The 24,249-nt window shown below is 37.5% G+C and carries 23 protein-coding genes; 17 read left to right on the plus strand and 6 right to left on the minus strand.

Annotation, left to right across the window (positions count from 1 at the left end; translation table 11 throughout):
* Nucleotides 1-11 precede the first annotated feature (11 nt).
* On the minus strand, nt 12-1,133 hold the full coding sequence (gene hppD / locus AC3ISB_RS09605) for a 4-hydroxyphenylpyruvate dioxygenase (RefSeq protein ID WP_489276198.1): 1,122 nt from the start codon (nt 1,131-1,133) through the stop codon (nt 12-14).
* Between the two features lie 241 nt (nt 1,134-1,374).
* Between hppD and AC3ISB_RS09610 the strand changes: the two genes are divergently transcribed.
* From AC3ISB_RS09610 to AC3ISB_RS09665, 12 genes are all read left to right on the plus strand, one after another.
* Nucleotides 1,375-1,620: a DUF1450 domain-containing protein gene (locus tag AC3ISB_RS09610; RefSeq protein WP_179891145.1), complete on the plus strand. Its 246-nt coding sequence runs from the start codon at nt 1,375-1,377 to the stop codon at nt 1,618-1,620.
* Nucleotides 1,621-1,801: 181 nt separating this feature from the next.
* Nucleotides 1,802-2,443 (plus strand): hypothetical protein, encoded by a 642-nt coding sequence (locus AC3ISB_RS09615; protein WP_489276200.1) that lies wholly within the window; start codon nt 1,802-1,804, stop codon nt 2,441-2,443.
* Nucleotides 2,444-2,800: 357 nt separating this feature from the next.
* Entirely contained in the window at nt 2,801-3,475 is a 675-nt protein-coding gene (locus tag AC3ISB_RS09620; protein ID WP_489276202.1) for a GntR family transcriptional regulator, read from the plus strand.
* Nucleotides 3,476-3,492: 17 nt separating this feature from the next.
* On the plus strand, nt 3,493-4,377 hold the full coding sequence (locus tag AC3ISB_RS09625; RefSeq protein WP_489276204.1) for a hydroxymethylglutaryl-CoA lyase: 885 nt from the start codon (nt 3,493-3,495) through the stop codon (nt 4,375-4,377).
* 129 nt (nt 4,378-4,506) lie between these two features.
* Nucleotides 4,507-5,670, plus strand: coding sequence for a CaiB/BaiF CoA transferase family protein (locus AC3ISB_RS09630; protein WP_141994134.1), 1,164 nt, complete (start codon nt 4,507-4,509; stop codon nt 5,668-5,670).
* Nucleotides 5,671-5,870: 200 nt separating this feature from the next.
* Nucleotides 5,871-7,202 carry a CitMHS family transporter gene (locus tag AC3ISB_RS09635; protein ID WP_098372783.1) on the plus strand — a complete coding sequence of 444 codons (1,332 nt, stop codon included), beginning with the start codon at nt 5,871-5,873 and terminating at the stop codon, nt 7,200-7,202.
* A gap of 221 nt (nt 7,203-7,423) precedes the next feature.
* The gene (locus AC3ISB_RS09640; protein ID WP_098372784.1) at nt 7,424-7,960 is read left to right on the plus strand and encodes a gamma carbonic anhydrase family protein; all 537 of its coding nucleotides are present in this window, start codon (nt 7,424-7,426) and stop codon (nt 7,958-7,960) included.
* Nucleotides 7,961-8,271: 311 nt separating this feature from the next.
* Nucleotides 8,272-8,577: a YerC/YecD family TrpR-related protein gene (locus AC3ISB_RS09645; protein WP_489276207.1), complete on the plus strand. Its 306-nt coding sequence runs from the start codon at nt 8,272-8,274 to the stop codon at nt 8,575-8,577.
* A gap of 886 nt (nt 8,578-9,463) precedes the next feature.
* Nucleotides 9,464-10,918 carry an amino acid permease gene (locus AC3ISB_RS09650; protein ID WP_489276209.1) on the plus strand — a complete coding sequence of 485 codons (1,455 nt, stop codon included), beginning with the start codon at nt 9,464-9,466 and terminating at the stop codon, nt 10,916-10,918.
* A gap of 150 nt (nt 10,919-11,068) precedes the next feature.
* The gene (locus AC3ISB_RS09655; protein ID WP_489276211.1) at nt 11,069-11,536 is read left to right on the plus strand and encodes a RidA family protein; all 468 of its coding nucleotides are present in this window, start codon (nt 11,069-11,071) and stop codon (nt 11,534-11,536) included.
* 542 nt (nt 11,537-12,078) lie between these two features.
* Nucleotides 12,079-13,488, plus strand: coding sequence for a processed acidic surface protein (locus AC3ISB_RS09660; RefSeq protein WP_480340428.1), 1,410 nt, complete (start codon nt 12,079-12,081; stop codon nt 13,486-13,488).
* Between the two features lies 1 nt (nt 13,489).
* Nucleotides 13,490-14,125, plus strand: a complete 636-nt coding sequence (locus tag AC3ISB_RS09665; protein WP_141994140.1) for a class D sortase — start codon at nt 13,490-13,492, stop codon at nt 14,123-14,125.
* 78 nt (nt 14,126-14,203) lie between these two features.
* Here AC3ISB_RS09665 and AC3ISB_RS09670 read toward each other — a convergent pair whose 3' ends face one another.
* From AC3ISB_RS09670 to AC3ISB_RS09680, 3 genes are all read right to left on the minus strand, one after another.
* Complete coding sequence (locus tag AC3ISB_RS09670; protein WP_098372791.1) at nt 14,204-14,611, minus strand: DoxX family protein; 408 nt, start codon at nt 14,609-14,611, stop codon at nt 14,204-14,206.
* Between the two features lie 455 nt (nt 14,612-15,066).
* Nucleotides 15,067-15,648 carry a YitT family protein gene (locus AC3ISB_RS09675; protein ID WP_214791593.1) on the minus strand — a complete coding sequence of 194 codons (582 nt, stop codon included), beginning with the start codon at nt 15,646-15,648 and terminating at the stop codon, nt 15,067-15,069.
* A gap of 314 nt (nt 15,649-15,962) precedes the next feature.
* On the minus strand, nt 15,963-17,453 hold the full coding sequence (locus tag AC3ISB_RS09680; RefSeq protein WP_098372798.1) for a DHA2 family efflux MFS transporter permease subunit: 1,491 nt from the start codon (nt 17,451-17,453) through the stop codon (nt 15,963-15,965).
* A 937-nt stretch (nt 17,454-18,390) separates the two neighbouring features.
* On the opposite strand from AC3ISB_RS09680, the gene AC3ISB_RS09685 reads away from it, so the two are divergent.
* The 4 genes from AC3ISB_RS09685 to AC3ISB_RS09700 all read left to right on the plus strand — a co-directional run bounded on the left by AC3ISB_RS09685 (nt 18,391) and on the right by AC3ISB_RS09700 (nt 22,870).
* Nucleotides 18,391-19,734, plus strand: a complete 1,344-nt coding sequence (locus AC3ISB_RS09685) for an amino acid permease (protein ID WP_489276215.1) — start codon at nt 18,391-18,393, stop codon at nt 19,732-19,734.
* A 134-nt stretch (nt 19,735-19,868) separates the two neighbouring features.
* A complete protein-coding gene (locus AC3ISB_RS09690; RefSeq protein ID WP_489276217.1) occupies nt 19,869-20,882 on the plus strand; it encodes an SIS domain-containing protein in 1,014 nt (337 codons plus the stop codon).
* Between the two features lie 409 nt (nt 20,883-21,291).
* Entirely contained in the window at nt 21,292-22,074 is a 783-nt protein-coding gene (gene frlD / locus AC3ISB_RS09695) for a fructoselysine 6-kinase (protein WP_489276891.1), read from the plus strand.
* Nucleotides 22,075-22,141: 67 nt separating this feature from the next.
* Entirely contained in the window at nt 22,142-22,870 is a 729-nt protein-coding gene (locus AC3ISB_RS09700; RefSeq protein ID WP_214791584.1) for a GntR family transcriptional regulator, read from the plus strand.
* A gap of 77 nt (nt 22,871-22,947) precedes the next feature.
* Here AC3ISB_RS09700 and AC3ISB_RS09705 read toward each other — a convergent pair whose 3' ends face one another.
* Together AC3ISB_RS09705 and AC3ISB_RS09710 are read right to left on the minus strand one after the other, a co-directional pair.
* Nucleotides 22,948-23,112 carry a hypothetical protein gene (locus AC3ISB_RS09705; RefSeq protein ID WP_185151532.1) on the minus strand — a complete coding sequence of 55 codons (165 nt, stop codon included), beginning with the start codon at nt 23,110-23,112 and terminating at the stop codon, nt 22,948-22,950.
* Between the two features lie 42 nt (nt 23,113-23,154).
* A complete protein-coding gene (locus AC3ISB_RS09710; RefSeq protein ID WP_489276219.1) occupies nt 23,155-23,661 on the minus strand; it encodes a DinB family protein in 507 nt (168 codons plus the stop codon).
* A gap of 298 nt (nt 23,662-23,959) precedes the next feature.
* Here AC3ISB_RS09710 and AC3ISB_RS09715 point away from each other — a divergent pair, with 298 nt between their 5' ends.
* Nucleotides 23,960-24,169: a hypothetical protein gene (locus AC3ISB_RS09715; protein WP_489276221.1), complete on the plus strand. Its 210-nt coding sequence runs from the start codon at nt 23,960-23,962 to the stop codon at nt 24,167-24,169.
* Nucleotides 24,170-24,249 lie beyond the last annotated feature (80 nt).

The raw sequence follows: 24,249 nt of genomic DNA on the forward strand, positions 1-24,249 counted from the left end.
ACCGTTCCAAATCAAATATTTCCGCGAAGTTCTTGCTCGCGTTCAATCGATTCAAACAATGCTTTAAAGTTCCCGTCGCCGAATCCAAGTGCACCTTTACGCTGAATGACTTCGATAAACAGCGTCGGACGATCAACAAGTGGTTTAGTAAAGATTTGTAGCAAGTAGCCTTCATCATCACGATCTACCAAAATATTAAGTTCTTGAAGTCGTTTCACATCTTCATCAATATCTCCTACCCGATTGGCGAGTTCTTTATAATAAGTCTCAGGGGTATTTAAAAATTCCACACCATTTTCTTTGAGAGCCGCCACCGTGCCGATGATATCGTTTGTCAACAGGGCAAGATGCTGAACGCCTGGTCCATTATAGTAATCTAGGTATTCTTGAATTTGAGACTTGCGCTTTCCTTCCGCAGGCTCATTAATTGGGAACTTTATGCGTCCTGTTCCATTCATCATGACTTTTGACATTAGAGCAGAGTACTCGGTCGAAATGTCTTCATCATCAAAATGCTTCAGAACTGTAAAACCGAATGCATTTTCATAATAGTTTGTCCATTCTTCCATAACCTCCACATTGCCGACAAGGTGGTCAACACCAATTAAGCCAGTTGGTTGAGAAGCAAGGGTGTTCTCGCGAGATTCAAACCCTGGCATAAATACGCCTTTATAATCGATTGGTTCAACAAGCGTATGAATTGTATCCCCATATGTACCTAGAATCGCTTTTTTCACCTTGCCGTTTTCATCTTCTTCTACCCATGGTTCCCGAAGAGCGATGCCACCTCTTTCAATCGCACCCGCATATGTTTTTTCCAGATCTTTTACGAGGAGGGCAATATCTTTTACACCCTCGCCATGAAGTTTAATAAACTCGGCAACGTCAGTATTGTCTGATAGGGTGCCTGTTAAAATCAATCGGATAGCGCCCTGTTTCATCACGTAAGATACACGGTCACGGGAACCTGTTTCTAATCCTTTATATGCTACAAGTTTGAAACCGAAAGATTTTGCATAGTAATAAGCTGCCTGCTTTGCGTTTCCTGTATAGATTTCTACGTAATGAACACTCTTTACCGGGAACAATTCTTCTTTTTTTACTTTAGGTGATGCTACCATTTTTTCGGCCATTTTAACCTCTCCTTTTTCATCTTAAATTTCTAACAAACAGAATTTTCGAAATTTAGTTTCTGTAATGTTTCACATCTTAATCTATAAAAATCCAACGCGCAAATATGTGTTTTAACGCGTTTAGTATTTATGGCAACAGTCTTTTAAACCGTTAAAGCGAATATGCGTTTGAGTGTACTCTTGCAAACTTTTGGTTATTCCAATTAAAATGTTGGCAACAAAAAACGAAGGGGAGTTAACCATGAAAATAAACGTAAAGTTCTGTCCATGTAATTTCGAAGACGAGTTGGAAACAATAAAAGGAAAATTAATTGAGTGCAGCGATGTGGAGGTTATTGAGGATAAGTGCTTGTTATATTGTGGTCAATGTTTGATTGACCCATTTGCACTTATAAATGGTGAAAATATTGTTGCGGACGATCCTGATGAACTTTATAAAAAAATTAATCAATATATGGCTAACATTAAACTGGGGGAAACCGTGTAAAAACGAAGAATAAGAAAATGATAATTGATAGATGTTTTGATAGAGAATTATATATTTAGGGTTGTTACCACCCGGAAACTTGAGGACTTCAGAAGGGATCTACATATGATAAAATATAAGTAAGCCCTACTCCAAATTGCATGATAGTAGGGCTTAGTTTTATTCTGAAGGGAAATTAATTATGACTGCATTAATTGGTAAAAAGTTTAAAAATGGTGTTTTTATTATGGCTGATAAAAGAATAACCTATAGAGGAACTGAAAACTTTAGTGATGATGAAAAAAAAGTAATAGCATTAAATCAAAATGTGATCTTTGCATTTGCGGGTGTTAAAAATATCATCGATACATGTATAGAAGAATTAAAAATGTTTTCTCTTGGAACAAGTTCAATTGAAGAAATCGAGGCTCAATCACAAATATTTTTTAGAAATTCATTAGAGATGTTCAAGAAGTTATATCCCGAACAGGAATATGCAACTATATATATTTTGGCAGGGTTTACAGCTGATGGTATACCCCGTGTCACTTACTTCTCTTCAGATGATGATTTTCAAAAGGGCAATCCTCTCGATTTTTTTTATAAAACGTTTCCTAATACAGAAATGATGTATCTTCGGAATTATTTAATAAATGAAGTGGATGACACCAGAACAGATATGAATTATTTTATCATTAAATTTTCTTCAGCCATCCGGCAGATAAACAATGAAAAGGTTAGTAAGGATACGTATTCTTTATTTTTAACCCAAAATGGCTTATTTGAGATAGACGTTGATGAGGACGGAATTATTAAGATTGACCAAAAGAATCTTGATTGTTAAAAGAAAGAGACATGCTGCTCCCCGCAGACTCTTTTATGTGGAGAATCGAGAAAACTATTTAACTTTAACGCGGTGAAAGATAGCTGTTTTGCAGAATGTCCGCTTTAATGTATAAGCTTGCAGGAGTGGGAAACTTATAATAATATTTAGAAAAATTGTGAAATTAGTGAGGGGATTGCTCTAATTACACTATTTTCACAGTGAAGGGTAGGTGGAACTAAAAAACGAGTATATGTTATGATGCTGCCAATATAAATATCACACTATAGTCAAAAACAACAAATTGATTTATGATGAGGTAGACATATATTTTTTTGTATACATTATCTGAAAATTATGACTATGGATGTGGTAAAAATGAAGTTAAAAACAGTACAATCGCAAACTCTTCAAAATCAAGTATATGAATATTTACATGAACAAATTGTAAGCGGGAACATACCACCTGGACAACGAATTGTGGAAGGAAAAGTTTCTCAGGAAACGGGTGTCAGTAGAAGTCCAATCCGAGAAGCGATCCGCAGGTTAAACAGTGAAGGATTAGTATCCGTCAGTCCAAGAGGCGGAGTAAGAGTGTACCGCGCAACCTTTTCAGATTTTAAATATCTTTACGAATGCCGGTTAAGCCTGGAACCTACAGCTGCTTTTTATGCCGCTTCACGTATGAATGAAAAACAGCGTAAACAATTGTCAGGTTCAGTTGATAAAATGAACCTCATGGTTGATAAGAAAGAGCTTGAAAAATTAAAGGTCCTAAGCAGCCAATTTCACTACCTGATTGTGGAAGCCAGTGGTAATCCTTATTTGATGAAAATGATGAATCAGTTAAATTCCTTAATTTCTTTTTATCGAAATGCTGTATTGAATATCCCTAAGAGAATAGAAGAGGGTGCCGATGAACATAAAGCGATATGGAATGCTATAAAAAATAAGGATGGGAAAGCTGCAGAGGAGTTAATGAAGGCACATATTCAACGTGATTATCAATTTTATGTTTCCATGTACTCAGGTGTTAAGGATGAGGAATATTAATTAAAGGAGAGTGAAAAATGATTTTTCCAGAAAAACTTAAAATTCGAGATGTTACATTGAGAGATGGTCTGCAAAATGAACCTGTTTTTGTAGAAACCGATCAAAAGATAAATAAAATTAAAAATTTAATTGAAGCAGGATTTGATCGCTTGGAAGTCACGTCCTTTGTACATCCAAAGTGGGTTCCTGCGATGCAAGATGCGGATGAATTAGGACAAAATCTGCCAATTACTCGTGGAGTAGAATATGAAGCTTTGGTCCCCAATAGACGGGGATTAGACAGGTTCCTAAATTCAAAGATACACAATGCTCTTTTTTTCCTTTCTGCGAGCACACAACATAACCAGGCAAATTTAAATAAGAGTTCTAACGAGTCTTTAATTGAAATAAAAGATTTAATTGAAGAAACCACTAAGGAGGGTAGAAAAACAATTGGTGCAATTTCAACCGCATTTGTTTGTCCGTTTGCTGGGATCGTACCATACTCTGAGGTGGAAAGGATTGCAGAGTTCCTGGTTAATAATGGGGTTTGTGAATTAGGCCTGGGAGATACAATCGGCAAAGCAACACCGAGACAGGTATATGAATACTGTAGCCGTTTAGCAGAGAAATTTCCGGACATTCCTATTGGACTTCATTTGCATGATACATATGGATACGGTTTGGCAAATGTTATGGCTGGGATACAGGCTGGTGTTCATTTAGTTGATGTAGCCCAAGCCGGACTAGGAGGATGTCCATATGCTCCTGGGTCTCCAGGGAATATTCAGGCAAGTCGTGTAGTGGAATTTTTAGAAAAACAGAATATCAAAACAGGTTTGGATCTGGAACAGGTAAAGGACTTAGATAAAGCATTCCCTGAGCTGTTGAATAATGCTAGAAATTTTAAAAAAACTGTATAAATTGATTAGGAATGGAAAGAGCCCAGTAGTAAATTGTATACGTTATTAGAATATTCAGTTAATTTAAATAAGTATTATACCTTACTAGGAAACAGTATGAAATGTTAATAATTGAAGGGTGGTAATCCTATGAGAAAACCTTTAGAGGGCATTAAAGTTTTAGAATTAGGTAACTTTGTAGCAGCTCCATTTGCTGGGAAGATTTTTGGTGAATTTGGTGCTGAAGTGATCAAGGTTGAGGACCCTAATAAAGGGGATTCTTTACGAAATTGGCGAGTGATGCATAACGGAACGTCCCTGTGGTGGTACGTGCATGCAAGAAATAAAAAATCTATAACTCTTAACCTTCGTGAAGAAGACGGGCAGGAGATGGTTCGGGAGTTAGCAAAAGATGCGGATGTAATTATTGAAAATTTCCGTCCAGGGACGTTGGAAAAATGGGGAATTGGCTATGAAGATATTAAGAAAATAAATCCAAGTATCATTATGACAAGGATTTCTGGTTATGGTCAAACAGGACCTTACCGAAACAAAGTAGGGTTTGGCAGCGTTGCCGAATCAATGGGTGGTCTCCGATACCTGACAGGATTTCCTGATCGCCCCCCAGTTCGAGTTGGTTTAGCAGTTGGAGATTCCATAGCAGGTTTATATGCAGTGAATGGTACGTTAATGGCATTAAGAGCGAGGGATAACGATCCATTAAAAAGAGGACAATATGTGGATGTTGCTCTAACTGAAGCGGTATTTTCTTTGCTGGAAGGCGTTCTGCCAGAATACGATTTAAAAGGAATAATAAAAGAAAGAACAGGTGCTACCTTGGAAGGAATCGCTCCTTCAAATACCTATATATGTGCAGATGGAAAATATATCGTCATTGCGGCAAATAGCGATAGTATTTTCAAAAGATTTGCGCATGCGATAGGACGACCAGAATTTGCGGAAAATCCGACTTATTTAACCAATAATGGCAGAGCTGAAAATGCGGAATATCTAGATCAAGTAATTGAAGAGTGGACTAGGAAACACTCACAAAAAGAGGTGCAAAAAATATTAGATGAGGCTGGTGTGCCAGTTGGGCCTATTTATAATATTGAAGATATTGTAAGGGATGAACACTATCAAGCACGTGATATGCTTCAGACGGTCACTTTGCCGGATGGGGAACAGGTACTAGTTCCAGGAATTGTACCAAAACTATCTGAAACGCCAGGCAGCATTGAATGGATTGGTCCCGAACTAGGACAACATAACGACGAAGTCCTTGGGGGAAAAAAATTGAATCAGCAAAAATAGTGTACTTTATTATTGCTAGATAAATCTTAAAATTTCATGCCTGTCTGTCGGCCTACAAAGGTAGAAAGGGAATGAAAATCTTAAAGCTATAAGGGGTTATAATGCTCTTATTCTGACTTGAGAAAAAAAGAGATTGTTACAGTAAATTTACAGGTGATTTTTGAAAGCGGTACCAATAACGAACCTTGGGGAGGAAGTTTATGTTATCTATTTTAGGATTTGCAATGATTTGTACCTTCTTATTTTTGATTATGTCAAAACGTATATCTCCGTTTATTGGCCTAACAATTGTACCTATCATTTTTGGTTTAATCGGAGGATTTGGGCCAGAATTAGGAACATTGATAATGGAAGGTATTCAAAATGTTGCGCCTACCGCTATTCTTTTGTTATTTGCCATTTTGTATTTTGGAGTCATGGTAGATACAGGGTTATTTGATCCCTTAACCTCAAAGATTATACAGTTAGCTAAAGGAGATCCACTAAAGATTATCGTAGGAACTGCTGTGTTAGCGGGAATAATAGGATTTGATGGTGATGGATCCACGACGATGATGATTGTTGTAACAGCTTTCCTTCCTCTATATAAAAAAATGGGGATCAGTCCTATCATATTGGCCTCCATTACAATCATGCAAATTGGTATCACAACACTTGTTCCTTGGGGAGGACCTGCTGGCCGCGTAGCGAGTGTGTTAAATCTTAATCCAACGGAATTATATCTTCAAATGTTGCCAGGAATGCTTGTAAGTTTGCTGTATGTTATTGCCGTTGCTTATTTTATCGGTTTGAAAGAACGAGCTAGATACAAAAAGATAAATACAGAATCTTTATCATTGCCTGAAGCCAGAATAATAGATGCTGCAATTGAAAGCGCTACAATAGAAAATATCTCACCAAAAAACACAAACATTAAGCGTCCTAAATTAATTTGGATCAATTTCCTTGTATCAATCGTTATTATGATAGCCATTGTACTAGAATGGTTACCTGCTGCCGTACTCTTTATCATTGGAACCGCTCTAGGACTGCTCATTAATTATCCAGTCTTAAATGATCAACGAGATCGAGTCGCTGCTCATGCACCCAATGCAATAGCAGTGGTTACCATGGTTTTTGCTGCTGGGATTTTCTCAGGGATTTTCAAAGGTACTCCAATCTCTGAATCTATGGCACAATCGATTGTTTCCATTATCCCTACAGACCTTGGTCCATATATGGCGTTAATTACTGCGGTAGTTAGTGCACCTGCCATCTTCTTGATTGGTCCTGATGGATTTTACTTTGGGATTCTGCCAGTCCTGGCTGAAACTGCTTCTACTTACGGCATTGATACTTTATCAATTGGAACAGCTGCATTATACGGAACTCCTTTTGGTATTATGGGTCCACTCGTAGCATCTGTTTATTTATTGATTCACATAACTGGAATCAGCCTAGGTGACCTTCATAAATATGCAGCAAAATGGTCTTTAGGGATTTTTCTAATTTATATCATTGTAGGAGTGATATTAGGGACAATCTCTTTCTAAATGAATTCTAAACAAAATCATTGGAGAGAAGGAAGACAAATTCCATAGGTGGCTGTTAATAGTTAGGTGGAGACATATTAGGAAACAAACTGTGGCAGTTGTATGCAGAGGCCAGATTTAAGATTCTTATTATATTAATAGTGTTTAAGAAAGGTTTCGAATAGTGGTTACTTTGGTTTTATTCTGGAATAATCAACATATTTTAAAAGGAGGAATGAAGAATGATTCATAAATATAAAGGACACTACCCCAATGTACATCCAAGCGCATATATAGCCCCAGGAGCACAGTTAATTGGAAACATAGAACTTAAGGAAGATACGTCCGTTTGGTTCAATGCCGTTTTAAGAGGAGATAATGAGAAAATAACGATAGGAAAAGGATCAAATATTCAAGACGGTACAATAGTTCACGTGGATCCAGGTTTTCCAATTAAAGTCGGTGAAAATGTTACTGTCGGGCATAACGTGGTTCTACATGGCTGTACTGTAGAAGATGGGGCGTTAATTGGTATGGGTGCAACAATTTTAAATGGAGCAGTAATCGGAGAAGGCTCTCTAATCGCTGCGGGAGCACTAGTTCCGGAAGGAAAGATAATTGAACCGGCTGTTTTAGTAGCCGGAGTTCCCGCTAAGGTCATCAGAAAGCTAACACCAGAAAACATAGAGCGGGCAAAAGAGGGAGCATCCCAGTATATCAAAAATGGCGCTCTATATAAGCAAGAGAACATAAGCGAAAAAGAGGAATCATTTAGATAATTTGCATGCACTTGTACGTAAAAAGTGAGAAGGCAGACTGTCCGTAAGATTGGACGAGTCTGCTTAATCATTATTAAAACGGTAGAAAGACTTGGATTAAAAAAACAAAAATCCTTTCTGTATATTTATTTGTAGAGCCTTTTGAATAGGCATTGCAGGAAACATATGCCCTTCATACCTACTTCAAAGTGTGATCAAAGTGCCAGTCAGTTGTAATTGGTTCCCGGTTTAGAATATGAGCGCATCTCCATTGTGACGATAAATTTTTTTCTAATATATATAATAATTAATAGATATAATGGAGGTAGGTTATGTACAGAAATAAATTGTCTGAGAAAAACATAAAACAATTATTTAAGGCTATCCTTTCATTACAGACCCGAGAAGAGTGTATGGCTTTTTTTGATGATTTGTGCACAATGAATGAAATAAAAGCTTTTACCCAAAGACTAGAAGTTGCTAGAATGCTTCAGGATGGCTTTACATACGAAGGTATTGAGGCAGAAACTGGTGCCGCATCAGCTACTATATCAAGAGTTAATAAACTATTGAATTATGGGAGTAATGGTGGTTATCAGATGTCGTTAGATCGCATGGATAATACTAAAAAATTGTAAGAGTTTCGGCAGTTGGGGACTGATATTTTGGGTCTAGGTCATTCTTTAATTTTTTCTGAAAAAATATCATTATAATATAGAAGAAACTCGTCAATAAATAGCTTTGCGATTTCTTTTAAAACATACAACACTTGGGATTGTAATATACAGTCTCTTTTTTTGTTTGAAAAGTGTCATAACTTAATAGATAGGGTAACGCTTGTCCAAACACTTGCATAATATATAAATAAGGCGTGAGGAAGCACCTGACGTCACCTTAGACTGACTATAGTCAGTCTTTTTTACGGAAGAAAACTTACCCAAAACTTAAAAGAATAGATAACATTTTCAAATATTATAAAAACAAGGAATTCTTCCACATGAATCCAATCGATTCCCGGTATGTAATTGGATATGTATCGGTTGGTCGAAATAATTCGGCTTGTTTAAAAATCGAAAGAGTATGTGGATATATAGAATTGTTGGTTTATTAGATGTTTAGTAGAGTACAATATTATTTTACTGAAAAATTGAGCCACCTAAAATTCTGAATATTCAAAAGATATTGTTGACATTTATAATGATGGCTTGTAATATTTCATTAAAGGAATATATAAGGATATATTCCGAATGTTACCAACTTCATTATGTGAAAATATAAGAGGAGGAACAGAAAATGACTTAAAGAGGGCGTTGAAATGAAGAGAATTTGTAGGTTTGTCACCGAAAACTTTCAGGATGCATTCCCCATTGTGTATAGTCCTTAGTGCTCGTAATCGAAGATAACCTTTATAAGTCGGAAAGACACACTTACAGAATATAAGGAGTTAAGTAGAGATGACATTGCTAGTACCGTGAAATGAAAAATCGGCTGAAATTTAACCAATAGTAAAAGGAAGGTGAAACTATGGCGGATAATTACACCAAGCAGGATCCATCTACACAGGACAAACTCCAAAACACGTTAAAGAACCGGCACGTAACAATGATAGCACTCGGTGGCATCATCGGAGCCGGGCTCTTTGTTGGAAGCGGTGCGGTCATCAATTCAACAGGGCCGGCGGCTGTTATTAGTTATACTTTGTCAGGAATTCTCATGCTTTTAATCATGCGCATGATAGGTGAAATGGCAGTGGCACAACCATCTGCCGGTTCAATTTCCGAATATGCACGGTCGGGATTAGGGAATTGGGCTGGATTTAGTGTTGGCTGGCTCTATTGGTATATGTGGGTGATCGTGGCTGCAATTGAGGCTGTAGCTGGTGCTGGAATACTTGTGAATTATTTTCCGGATATTCCACCTTGGATATTGTGCTTGGTATTATTAGTGGTGCTTACTTTGACCAACCTTTACTCGGTGCGTTCATTCGCTGAAACTGAGTTTTGGTTCGCATCTATTAAGATATTCGCGATAACCTTCTTCATTGTCTTTGGAGCTATATATACTCTTGGACTATGGCCTGGTGAATCACCCGGTCTCTCGAACCTGTATACAGCAGGCGGCTTCTTTCCAAATGGGATCGTTGCAGCTCTAGTGGGAAGCGTTACTGTACTTTTCTCGATGGGAGGGGCAGAAATTGCCACCATTGCAGCTGCAGAGTCCGATCAGCCTGCAAAATATGCGGCTAAAGCTACCAATCAAGTCATGTATCGAATCTTATTCTTTTATATCTTCTCTGTCTTCTTCATCGTTGCAATCGTGCCATGGAATTTCGAGTTTGCTGGCATTGCTATTCAAAGCCCGTTTGCGATTGCACTAGAACGATTAGGTGTCCCTTTCGCTTCTTCGCTAATGCAAGTAGTCGTTCTTACCGCAGTACTCAGTTCCCTTAATTCTTGTCTCTACATTACGTCTAGAAGTTTGTTTACCTTAACCAGACTGGGAGACGCACCAAAATTTCTTATCAAACTTAATAAAAGGGGCGTTCCGGTTAGGGCAATACTGGCAGGGACGGTTTTCGGATACGTAGGCGTTGTTTTAAACTACTTTTTTCCACAGACAGTTTTTTTATTTTTAATCAATTCCGCAGGAGCAATTAGCCTTTTCTACTATTTGGTGCTCGCTTTCGCTCAAATCCGTCTGCGACGAAGGTTAGAACAGGAAGCACCTGAGAAATTAAAGTTGAAAATGTGGTTATTTCCCTATCTGTCTTATGTAGCCATTATCTGGATGTTCGTAGTGCTTATAGCAATGGCATGGATTCCTGGTACACGTTCGCAACTTCTTCTCAGTTTAGCGAGTTTCGGTGTGATTCTTGCAGCCTATTTAGTACGGTCTTGGTACAGTAAACGGAAAAATGGGCAGGTCACTGAAGAGAGTGAGGACTATGTCGATGCTACTGTAGGTGAGTGGAAAAATTAACTTCAATCATATAAGAATTAGTAGCATGAATGTATTATAGATTAGAAAAGCGAAATGTGGTTTCGGAAATATTTTCTCCAAGAATAATAAATCTTGGGAGGACATTATTTAATTAGGTAATAAAATAATGAACTGGAGGTATTGGATGTTATGACAGGACTGGGAGAAGTTAAAAATTCAGGGATTAAGAGATTTAGAAAGTTCAAAACAGATCAGTATTATCCTTCAACGTTGGGAAAGCCGGAGCATCATATTGTAAACGAGTTTAGCATGGCCGTAAGGGCAGGAAATAGAATCTTTTTAAGAGGGCAAACTGGTTTTGATTTAGACGGTAATTTTCATGGGATTGGAGATGTCGTGAAACAAGCGGATCAGGCATGCAAGTGCGTTAGGCAGCTTATTGAAGAAGCGGGCGGTTCAGTCAATGATATTTGTAAGATTACCGTGTACTTGCTTAATCGGGAAGATCGAAGTAAAGTTTATCCCGTAATAGCCGAACATTTTAAAGATGTTTATCCTTGCAGTACCGGCTTGATCGTAAGTGGTTTTGCAATGCCGGAAATGATGATGGAGATAGATGTTGAAGTTATGATTAGTGAAGGAAGCAATGAAATTTAATAGGTTAACGCTATCTATGAACGAAATCAATCAAAACGCAAATCCTTGAAACGTAAGGATTTGCGTTTTTTATATTTCGTAATGGATGTAACCTTTAGGGGGAGGGGACAATACTAGAGAGAAATACTATAAAAGTGTGTGAATTTCTTGTTATGAAAAGGCAGGAGAACAAGAGAGAGAAAATATTAGAATCCGCAAAAGAACTTGAGTAAGCCCTACAAAAAGCAACTATCCCTCAAACCTTATTTTTCGGATTATTTCACTTTAGTTATGTTTAGTAGGCATACGAAAATAAAAATTCTTTTATCTGGAGGCATAGGAGCCGGGGTGTTTTAACCCCCTCTTTTTGCAATCGGTATATTAATAGGAAGAAATACGTCATTATTTGCGCAAACAGGTGTATATGCGGTTAAAAAGTTTCTTAGCAAGGTAATTAAGATAGAAATTTATCCTTATTGGAAAAAATAACTTCATTGTTAAATTATTGTTATTGAATTATAATTTTCTAGAAACATATGAAATGTTATGAATAGGAGAAAAGTATGAAAAAACTGTGGACCATTTTACTTTCATTTACGTTGTTAATTAGCTTATTCCCGCAATTAGCATTGGCAGCACCAAGCAAAAATTTTGACCAAGAACTCACAAAGTATTTAAAAGAGGTAAGCCTTGTCAGGGGTTTTGAAGTGACGAAGGATGATATTGAAACGTCTCTTTCTTTTTACGATGAGAGTATTGAAAACTTTGAATCTATTGGTGATCTTAAAGATGCCTTGGGCGAAGTTATTAAAGCAGATTTAAGTAATTTAGATGCCATTTATGAAGATTATAATCTAACTAATGAGAGCCTAATTAAACTATTGCATGAAAATGGCGAAGAACTAAACGATTATATCTTTATCTGGGACCTCGATGAAGCTGTTTATTTCTATGCAGAAGAGGGCGATTTTGAACGCGATCCAAACTTTGACAAAGAATTTGTCAATTATTTAGCCAAGGTTAGCAAAGTAAGAGGATTTGAAGTAACAAAAGAAGATATCGAAGCGTCATTGGAACTCTATGATTTTAGCACGGAAGAATTCGAATCTGTCGATGAGCTTAGCGAATTCTTAGGTGACGTCATAAAGGCAGACCTAAGCAATTTAGATTATTTTAATGAGAATTATGGATTGGATAAACAAGCGTTGCTTCAATTGTTGGAAGAAAATGGTGAAGATATTAACGATTATATATACATAGATAATCTTGAAGAAACTGTTTGGAACCTTACTGGTGGGGGGATGGATGGTGAAGTTGTCGAAGATCTCCTTCCTATTTTCGAGGAAGATCTCGGGTTAACGGAAGAGGAACTACGGAGGCTTGAAGACCACTTAATGTCTTTGGAAGAGCATCTTTCCAATCCGGAAACAGTCAAGCGACTTGAAGAATTGGGCAACCGCATGATGGCTTTCGAGGAATTTGATGTAGCAACCGAGCTTACAGCTGAACAGATAGCTGAAATGGCATCAATCTATGAAGAATTACTTTCCATCTTTAAGCTTAATGTATCCTATTCACTTGTGAAAAGTGGCTCGGAATCACCTGTATCACTTTTGGATCTAATGAAATTGGAAGAACTGAAGGGTGCTAACCTGAAAATATCAATATACTCTACTGATGGGAAGTTCTTGGCTGATCTTTTAATAACGGGTGAAATGGTCGATTCTGATACTCTTACCAATGCAGGCGGGCAAATAAAGGAATCTGCTAAAGAGGTGCAAAAGACCATTGAAAAGGCACCGGTTGCTAAACCAGTAAAACAAAAGATCAGCACTCATACTAAATCGGAACATCAAACTGTAAAAGGGGCTAAACTGCCAAATACCGCTTCCGATTATATCCCTAATGCCCTTTTAGGACTATGCATTGTCTTGTTAGGAAGCTTGATGTATCGAAAAATTAGGAAAGCTTAATATGAAACAATTAAAGAAAAGGCGGTTGCTTCTGCTTTCTTGTACAATTGCCATCATTTTATTTGGGGTTTGGTTTTCCACATCCAACATGTATAAGTTTGCAAAAGGCTACTTTCTTTACAAGACTCATACTCCAAGTAGCCAAGTGAATGAAACTGTACAGAAACCACCCAGTAGTGAGCCAATAAGTAAAAAAACAACAAAGAAAGAGCTATATCCTGTCAGTCCTAAAACTGGTGAAGAAATCGGGGAACTGTATATACCCAAACTAAAAGCCAAACTCCCTATTTTCCATGGCACAAACGAGGATGAATTGGAAAAAGGCGTTGGTCACTTTGCAGGAAGTGTACTACCAGGGGAAAATGACAATTCCGTTCTTTCCGGTCATAGAGATACGGTATTCCGTAAACTCGGGCAAGTTGGCGAAGGAGATTTGTTGATTGTAAGAACATCGGCAGGCGAGTTCACATACAAAGTCAACAAAGTGCGAATTGTGGATGAGGATGATCGAACCGTAATCGTACCAAAGCCACGGGCAACGCTAACCGTCAGTACCTGTTATCCCTTTGATTATATCGGGGCGGCACCTGAACGCTATATACTTGTCGCTTATTTGTCTTCAAAAAAAGTAAGTTAGTAATAAGCAACTTTTTATGTTCAAAAAAAAGAGTCCAGATAAGGTAAACCTTATCTGGACTCTTTTAATTTCCATTTATTATATTGTTAAGCTATCCTTATTGCTCAAAGTGCTCGATGTAGCGGATTTTAATATTTTATGATGGTAAATATAAGAGCCGGCTATCAATATATATCCTATAATGAAAAGCAGCCATCCACTGGCAGGGTCGCCCACTGATATGCTTGAATACATAGCACCCGTCAAATCAAATACAAAACCTGCATAAGCCCATTCCTTAATTCTCGGAAAACCTGGAATGAGTATTGCCACGACACCTAATAATTTGGCTATTCCAATAAAGGGGAGGAGATAGGTAGGATAACCTAAATGATTAAATAAAGCGACTGCATCGGGAACAGACATTATATCTGGAATAGAACCCAAAACCATTAGTGCCAGCAAAAGCCCTGTGAAAATCCAATATATAATTTTTACTTTTTTCATATATTCTCATTCCCTCCCTTAGATTGACATTTTAATCATATTCCACTTTCCTTTTTTTAATGCACTCTATATTATTGAACTTCAACAGTCGCAGCGCGATTCTTTAATAAGAATCGCGCCACGAATGTAGGCAAACTCGAAGAAAAGCGAGTTTGCCTGCGGTTTTTTCTTAAAAAATATTCAGATGATTTCAGAAATCCGCTCCCATGAGTAAACGTGCTAAATCATGGGTGCAGCACGAATTCACGAGTAAACATGCTAAATTCACGAGTAAATAGCCAAAACTCACGAGTAAAACAGCAAAACTCACGAGTAAATGGGCCAAACTCACGAGTAAAAGGTGCGAAATCACGAGTAAACGTGCGAAATCATGGATGCAGCACGAGCAAAATGTATATCCAAAGGGGGGATATACTTGATTAGGCTTCCCTGTTGCAGCACTTGTAGATATGGCTTTATCTTATAAAAATGTTTATTGTCTTAAAAGAATTGATAAAAATGACGCATATCCCGACACAGGAAATCGTGAGGAGTGAATACATTAGCTTTAAGTCATTCAATATAATAATTCCCGCAATTACTATGAGTGAATCAATAATAAAAATAATAATTCCAGGATTAGTTGCTGTGGTTTTAGAGATTAATAGTGCTAGTAAATCCACTCCACCGGGGCTAATATGCTGTCTCAGCATAAAACCAACACCAATCCCAATCGTCATTCCACCGATAATGGCACTCGTTATGATCGGTAGATGAACCAAACCGTTTAGTGGTGTTAGCCAATCAATAACGGTCGAAGTAAAAGCTAACCCAAGGATGGCATTGAAGAAATAAGACTTATCGTATAGAAGAGATAGAAGGTATATGGGAATGTTGATCATGATCATGGTATGTCCAACCTGGATTCCCCAAACATATTTGATTAACAAACTTATTCCAAATATCCCGCCATTTATTAGATGAATGGGGACAATGAACAGGTTAAGACCTACTCCAATACAAAAACTTGAAAAAAGCAGAGTAACAAACTTTTTCATAAAAACATTCCCCTTGTCCAAATCATTATCTTAAAATATATGAGAGGAATGTAAATATATACTTAGCTGTTTGGAAATTACAATTGCTATTTGTGTATTGTTGGCTTTCCTTCCCGAATGATGTTCTGAAAATTTAGATGCATGTGAGTAAGCAGCAGGATCAAAATGAAGGCCGTCACCTTGAGCACATGAAGTAATTTGGCCAAAAAAAGAGACACACATAAAAAGTGTCTCTTTTTTTGGCCTTAATGGGGCAAGTCAGTTTTATAGAATTTATATACCTTGGAAAATAGGTTGAGTTTAGCCTTGTTTATTCAAGCTCTTTTTTTTGATAGACGATTTGTAATGGTATCTTCTTGCGGTGAAGTTTGCCGTATATAAAAGGCCAGTATGAATGCAATTATGGTCAAACCTGTTGCAATCATGAATGCATCATCCACTCCCATTACGCTACCTTGTTTAATGGCCATGGCCATTTGTGATGTATTATCTGGTGATATGTTCCTATGAGATAAGATTTCCTGAACATGCTTCGTCCCCTGGTTTGTCATGATGGAAACAAAGAATGCCATGCCAACAGCACCTGCTACCATTCTCAATGTATTGACCATTGCTGTTCCATATTTATTTAGGCTAAGTGCCAATTCATTTAATCCAGCTGTGAAGATAGGCATCATCAGTATCGACATTCCGAACATTCTAATAGTATATACCCACACCACATAAGAATAGGACGTATCTGTTTCAAGCCGCGTTAAAAGATAGGTTGTAATGATAGTGATGGCAAGTCCGCTCACCGCAAGCCATCTCGCACCAAATCGATCAAACAGCTTACCTGTGATAGGAGACATGATCCCCATTAAAATCCCGCCAGGCAATAGCATTAGACCGGATTCCATCGGGGTAAACCCACGGATATTCTGCATATAGATTGGCATGATGATCATTCCAGAGAACATACCCATAGTTGCGATGATGTTGATAATTGTCGTTAAAGTGAACATCCGATACCGAAAAATTCTAAATTCCAAAATAGGATGGGATACAGTAAATTGCCTCCAGACAAATAAAACTAAACTGATTCCTCCAACAAGGAACATCGTCAGTACTTCGGGACTGTTCCAGCCCTTGGTACCGCCTGTAGCAAATCCATATAGTACTCCGCCGAAACCGATAGTGGATAGTATTACACCCATTTTATCGAGTTTAGGCCGACTCGTTTTCCCTACTTTTTTGATGATGAAAATGGCAAAGATGAAGTCAAGCAGTGCAAATGGGAAAATGACAAAAAACAGAACCCGCCAAGAGTAGTTTTGTATAATCCATCCTGATAACGTCGGTCCTACAGCAGGGGCAAAATTCATTGCGATACCAAATATACCCATTGCGAAACCGCGTCTGTTAGGTGGAAATAAAGTGAAAATCACATTTGTAATCAAAGGGAATAAAATCCCTGCCCCAGCAGCTTGAACCACACGTCCGATCAATAAGACGGAGAAGCTGGGGGCAATACCACATAGGAAAGTTCCTAAAGCGAAGAGTCCCATCGAAGCAAGATATAGTTGTCTTGTATTGAAACGTTCCATTAAGAAAGCAGTGATAGGGATGACAATCCCATTGACCAATAAGAAGATTGTAGTAAGCCAGTTAGCTGTTGCAGCTGATATTTCAAAATGATTCATTAATTGAGGCAATGCAATATTAATTAATGTCTGATTTAAGAAAGCGACTAGAGCACCAGCCAGCATCACCGCAAACATGGGACCCGTTCGAATTTTAGTGATGTCTGTTTTGTCGTGATTCATTATTATGGCACGTCCTTTCCGCTAGGGTAGTACGTATTGTACTGCCTGCTATATTTTAAAATTATAGAAATTAAAGCGACTTCAATAAGTTTTTAAGTAAACCAACCTATATTTTCCAATGATATACACCATCTTAAGGAGATTAACCTCAATTCACGGATTTTGGAGGCGTTTATTCTTTATTAACAACTAACTTGCCAATATCCAGGATATATTCTCTTTTTTGGGAAATCCCCCAGTTTAACATCCATTCTACATGTATATCATACTTCGAACAATAATCACCAATATAAAACTTACTGCGTATCAGAAAAATTGTTCCACTAAAGTATAAATACTTTAACATTCTATCATTCGTATTCACTAAAAAATAGTTAATTGATAAAAAGGTGTGATGGACAATAAAATCACGCCTTTTCCGTATGTTGAGAATTAACATTTTTTAAATATTCAAAATAATTATTGCAATCAATGTATTGGTTAATTATAATACAAAACATAACAAATAAAAAGTCATTTTGAAGGGGGGGAATAATTGAATATTGCAGATGAATATCACTTTTAGGCATTTCCCTTTTCATTATTTTTTGGATTGCATGGATCACCTTGAGATTAAAAGCATTGAATTATGGGGGGGAGCCACATCTATATGTTTATCGCAACATACTAGGAAATGTAAGGAGTTTGAGAAGGGAAATTAAGTCTAGAAATATGAAAATCATCTGCTATTCAATCAGATACGCATCTGGAACTAGATGATGGGGTTTTAAATTGGAGAGAATACTTAACAAGCCTTAAAAGCCATCGTTACAAAGGAAGTTGTACTCTAGAGATCATGGGATCAAATTATTATCAAAATCCAAGAGATGCAATCATGAAATCTATTGAAAAAGTAAGGGAATTAGGAATTTAATCATCTAATTTGGAGGAACTCTTTATGAGTAATGGCACACTTACAAGAAAACTGGGTTTTTGGTCTGCTCTAGCTATTGCTGTTGGAACTACTATAGGGTCGGGTATTTTTGTCTCATCTGGTGATGTTGCAAGGGCTGCGGGTACTCCTTCCATTTCTATTCTAGCTTGGATAATAGGCGGGGTGATTGCCATACCGCAAGTAATGGTGCTGGCAGAGTTATCGACGGCATACCCCCAAAATGGAAGCGGTTACGTTTATTTAAATAAAGCTGGATGGAGGCCTTTGGCATTTTTATATGGATGGGCCACTTTCTGGGCTTTGGATCCTCCATCTATATCGATTATGGCTTTAGCGATTGTTTCTTATTTAGCAACCTTTTTCCCATTTTTCTCAGGAGTGGCCGGGAAATTATTGGGTATCGCGATCATCCTGCTCATCACATCGATTCATTATCGAAGTGTGAAAGAAGGAGGTTTTTTCCAAGTCATTATCACGGCTATCAAAATCATTCCTTTCCTGATTGTCATTGTCCTGGGAATCATGTATATGAACCCTGATAACTTTACTTATACTCCAGGACCTGGTACCCAAAATTCAAGTTTAATAGGTGGTGTATCTGCAACCACATGGGCATATACGGGGATGGCTGCGATTTGTTTCATGGCTGGGGAGTTCAAAAATCCAGGGAAAATACTTCCACGAGCTCTCATTAGTTCGGTATTCATTGTATTGGCTTTATATACGCTGCTAGCCGTTTGTGTCATCGGCTTGATGCCATTTGATGAATTAATCAACTCCAATGCGGCTGTTTCTGAAGCTGTTAAATATATTCCGGGATTATCTGATATTGCATCATCATTTGTGGCCATTACGGCGATTATTGTTATCTTGGGTTCTCTGAGCTCTTGCATAATGTTTCAGCCCCGCCTTGAGTATGCAATGGCAAAGGACGGACTATTCTTTCAACGTTTTGCAAGAGTCCATCCTAAATATGAAACTCCAAGTTTCTCCATCATCGTTCAGGTTACGTATGCATGTATTCTTGTGTGCTTTAGTAATTTAACGGTGTTACTTGGCTATTTCACACTGATTCAATTGGTTATTAACATTATGGACTTTGCCGCAGTTTATAAATGTCGTAAAAGGGATGATTATAACCCAATCTATCGTATGCCAATGTGGAGATTAACAACGGTTTTAGCTATTCTTGGAGCATCATGGCTTGCCTGGGGAACATTTACTTGGGCTCCTATCCAAGGAGTGGTTGCAGCGTCGATCGTTATCGCAACAGGTCTGCCGGTTTACTATTATTGGGAAAGGAAGTATGGATCAAAGAGCAATAACGACAGCGATATCGTGGCTTAGCAGAATGATAAGGGAAGTTAGGCCTCTTTGACATACGCCCTTATAATTTGAAATAAAACAATTGTACATTTTATTGTGTTTAGTTATAATACAAGACATAACAAATAAACAAGGATACAGGGAGGAAGATATCGATGCTAAAGTTTAATGAGGGGTTATTTCTTGATCTTGTAGAAAAAGAGGGCCTTGCTTTTAGAGGTCAGATTGAAGAAATCGTAGATGGTATCACAAAAAGGGGCTACAGCAATATTTTCCTGATCGGGGCTGGTGGCACCATAGCCATGATGTATCCATATGAATACATTTTAAAATCAAATTCTACCATTGATGTCCATGCAGAAATTGCTGCTGAGTTCATGGTGATGAATCATAATCATTTCAGTAAAGATTCAGTCTGTATTTTTACATCTGTATCTGGGACAACTCAAGAAACAGTTGCAGCGGCTGAGTATTGTAAAGAAAAAGGGGCTACTACAATCGCTTTAGTTGCAGAGCCAAATACTCCGTTAACACAAATTGCGGATTACTGTATAACGACAGGTTCTGAAACGCACTCTTTTGATACATTCTTTATGCTTTTGTACATGGTCGTCTTCCGTTTCATGTATAACAATGATGAATTCCCACAATATGAACAATTCACGAAGGAGGTTTCTCTTCTTCCACGTGCAATTCTGGATGCCGTTAAATCTTTTGACAAAAAAGCAGAGGAATTTGCCATTACACATAAAGACACGGATTACCACATGATGGTCGGTTCTGGTAACCTGTGGGGAAACACTTATTCATATGCCATGTGCATTTTAGAGGAAATGCAATGGATCCAAGCGAAATCCATCCACGCGGCAGAGTTTTTCCATGGTACGCTTGAACTTGTTGTTGAAGATACAAGTGTTATTTTACTAAAAGGAGAAGACGAAACAAGACCGCTGATGGACCGTGTAGAGAGATTTGTAGAAAAAATCTCAAAAAAGATAACGGTTATTGATACAAAAAGCTTTGAAATGGATGGCATCAGTGAAGAATTTAGAAAGCACTTTTCTGTTAGTATTAACTGGGCAGTATTAAGTAGAATCAGCGTTTACCTTGAGCGTGAAAGAAATCATCCATTAACACTTAGAAGATACTATCGACAAATGGAATATTAAGATATGTGGAGCATTACTTAGTAGTGCTCCTGACTGTAGACAAATTAGAGAAGAACCAGTTTTTTTCTTAAAAAAAGTTCCAACAGATCAAAAAAACATTCCAGTTGATTGGAGCGAGTGCCTGGAGTTGAAATCAACGTTCAAGTTTTACAAACCCTCAAAAAAAAGTTCCAGTTGATTTCAGAAATCAGCTCCTTTTCCACCGACTGTCTGCCAAGCCTCATCAAAGCAAGCGCCAGTGTGGTCTTGGCTAGCCAGTTATTCGGCAGGAGTGTCGCAAATTTCTTTAATCTAGAGAGTGTTTCATTCTTATAATCAAGTAAAAAAACAAGAAGGATCCTTTGACGTCAAAATGGAGCACTACTTAGTAGTGCTCATTTCTTAAGTTCAAAGAAAGCGGGGGAAAATGATGAGAACGGTTTCAGTCGGAGATAACTGTATGGATGTCTATCAAAAGAGCGGGGAGGTCTATCCTGGCGGTAATCCTTTAAATGTGGCTGTCTATTTAAAAGGGTTAGGTGCTGAATCTGCTTATATTGGCTGGGTGGGTTCCGATCAATATAGTGAAAAAATGGTTCAAGCGATTCAGGAAAAAGGCGTTGATATATCTCATCTATCGAGGAAAGAAGGAAAAACAGCGGTTACTTTTGTTGAAATGGTAGGAAATGACCGCAGATTTGGAGAATACGACGAAGGTGTCATGGAACATTTCTATTTAACGACGCAAGAGCTCCAGTACATTCAAACATTTCAGCTCATACATTCAGGGATTTGGGGACATGCGGATAGGTACTATTCCTTTTTTAAAGAAAAAGGAATGCTCACGTCTTTTGATTTCTCAGATCAGCTAGATCACGATCTAGTGAAGACTTTACCGCAGTTTGTTGATTATCCTTTTTTCTCTTATACGAAGGATGATGGCTTTATCCGCCAATTTTTAAAGGATGTAAAAAATCAAGGATCTAAAATTGCGGTCGCCACTTTAGGTGAAAATGGTTCACTTGCCTATGACGGCATTCAATTTTATCAATGCGGTGTAGTTGAATCGATTGTGGTGGATACTATGGGTGCCGGGGATACCTTCATTTCCGGTTTTATATATGGAATATTGAAAGGCAAATCTATCGGCATTTGCTTAGAATTGGGTACAGAGTCTGCTGCGAAAACAATTAGATATTTCGGTGCGTGGTGACTGGGACTGGAAATAATGTATAATAGATAGTAAATAATAAATTTTGACGGATAAGGATGAATCTAATATGAATTTAAATCCTTCAACCCCCCAGCCATTATATATGCAAATAAGGCAAATGTTGAAGAATGATATTCAGAACGGTAAATATAAACCAGATGAACAGATCCCAACCGAAGCAGAGCTTTGTGAAACTTATAACGTTAGTCGCATTACCATACGAAAAGCAATAGAGGAATTGGTGAAGGAAGGAACACTGACACGCATTCCGCGCAGGGGTACTTTTGTTGCATCTAATAAGTTCCATAATGAATTGTTATCCATAAGTGGATTTTCGGAGTTTAGTCATCAGCTTGGGATGATACCTAATTCCCGGATTTTAAGAAGTGAGGTCATACCAGCACCCAAAGATGTTGCAGGTCATCTCCTCATTGAAGAAGGTAGCCCCGTTCTCGAACTTGAGCGACTCATGTATGTAAATGATCGTCCGCTTTTCTACGATACCGCTCATTATTCGTTAATTCGTTTTCCGGATTTAGAAAAGAAGATTGCAAGGGATGAATCAACTTATAAAATCCTTATGGAAGATTACCATACAGAAATAGTCAGTAACGATAAAATTATAGACGTGATTGGTGCTACAAAAAACTATGCTAAATTTTTAGAATGTGATATTGGTGCCAATTTATTTAGAATATTAAAGATCGCTTTCGATGCAAACGACCGGCCTGTGCATCTCTCAACGTTCATGTGCGAAACCAACAAGGTCAATCTGACTGTCCATCGGGCAAAATAGGTCATGCCAAATTATTGGCATGACCTATTTTGAAGTTTTGAAAAGTGTTTTTACATTTTGATTTGGTGTATTACTCTTCAACTCTCATCTTCCAATCTTTCTGCTTTGATCATTTCATATAAAATATCCTTACAATTAAAACATAGGATTTTCTTGTTTTCTAACAGAATACCGTTCAGAAATCCAGCAGTACAATATACATTACGTGCACAGCGAACACAAGTGCCAACTAGTTCATCCATCGATACATCACCTTATTCAGGAGTCGGATATAGTTTGTTTTTTTATTTTGAATAAAGGTAAAGGCCAAAATCTTGCATAACGGAAGTGTGCCCCATTTGCCGCAACATGGTAGCAATATTGCCACGATGATATGATCCGTGTGTGACAACGTGTAATACCGATTCGGAAATGGTAGTTTCAAGCAACCCAGCATATGGGTTATCCACGACAATTACCTTTTCAATATCCTCTGTACTCAGAAGTGATTTGTTTCTTTCGTATAAGTCTAAAAATATTTTTTTCATTTCCTCAATACTTTTCTTTTCCACTTCTTCTCTTAATTGATTGGAAGATGCCATTGCTTCATCCATACTTTTACCTGAGATAATGTCAAACCACGCATAATCTGTGAGATAAATGTGAGACAACACTTTTGATACCGACGAAAAACCACTCTGAATTTCCTTATGATAAATGTGCTGTGGAAGTTCATTTAACCGATCGATGATGACCACATTTGCCCACGAGTGATAGTTATACATTTCTAATACTGACTCGGGATGATTCATTAAAAAACCCCCATATACACTAGTTTTTTCGTATTGAACAATTTATGCAGTAAAAACAAAAAAATTCAGGTAAATTCAATAAAGTATATTTATTAATATGCTGTTCTCTTATATATATAACAATTCCTCCTAACTGTTCGTGCGCTCATCGCGAATATAAAAAGAGAGGTTTTGAGATAATACGAACTACTTATCATTCTGATTAAAAAATGAATAGTTAGTGGAGGCCACATTAGAGTATTTTTTCTTGCAGGAAAACAGCTCCCTATATCGAACTGATAGTAAAGGAGATGGTATTTTGATGAATCTGAGGATCAAATATAGGCTTTATATCCATGTAGACGGAAAACTTATTCCAGAACAGTATGACCGATACGAGATACTAAACGTCAGGGAAGGTATAGATCCAAATGATACTAAGGATTACCAAGAGCTTATTAATAAATTGAGTAAGTCGATTAATCGACCCCTAAGTGAATTTGAAATAAAAAACTATGAAACAATGTAAGTGCAGTTACGTAATTTTCTCCTTCATTAGAACGAAATCAAAATATAAAAGTGAAAATATTTAAAGGGAACTTCTGATTT

It is taken from the genome of Peribacillus sp. GL_122, from assembly GCF_057835005.1.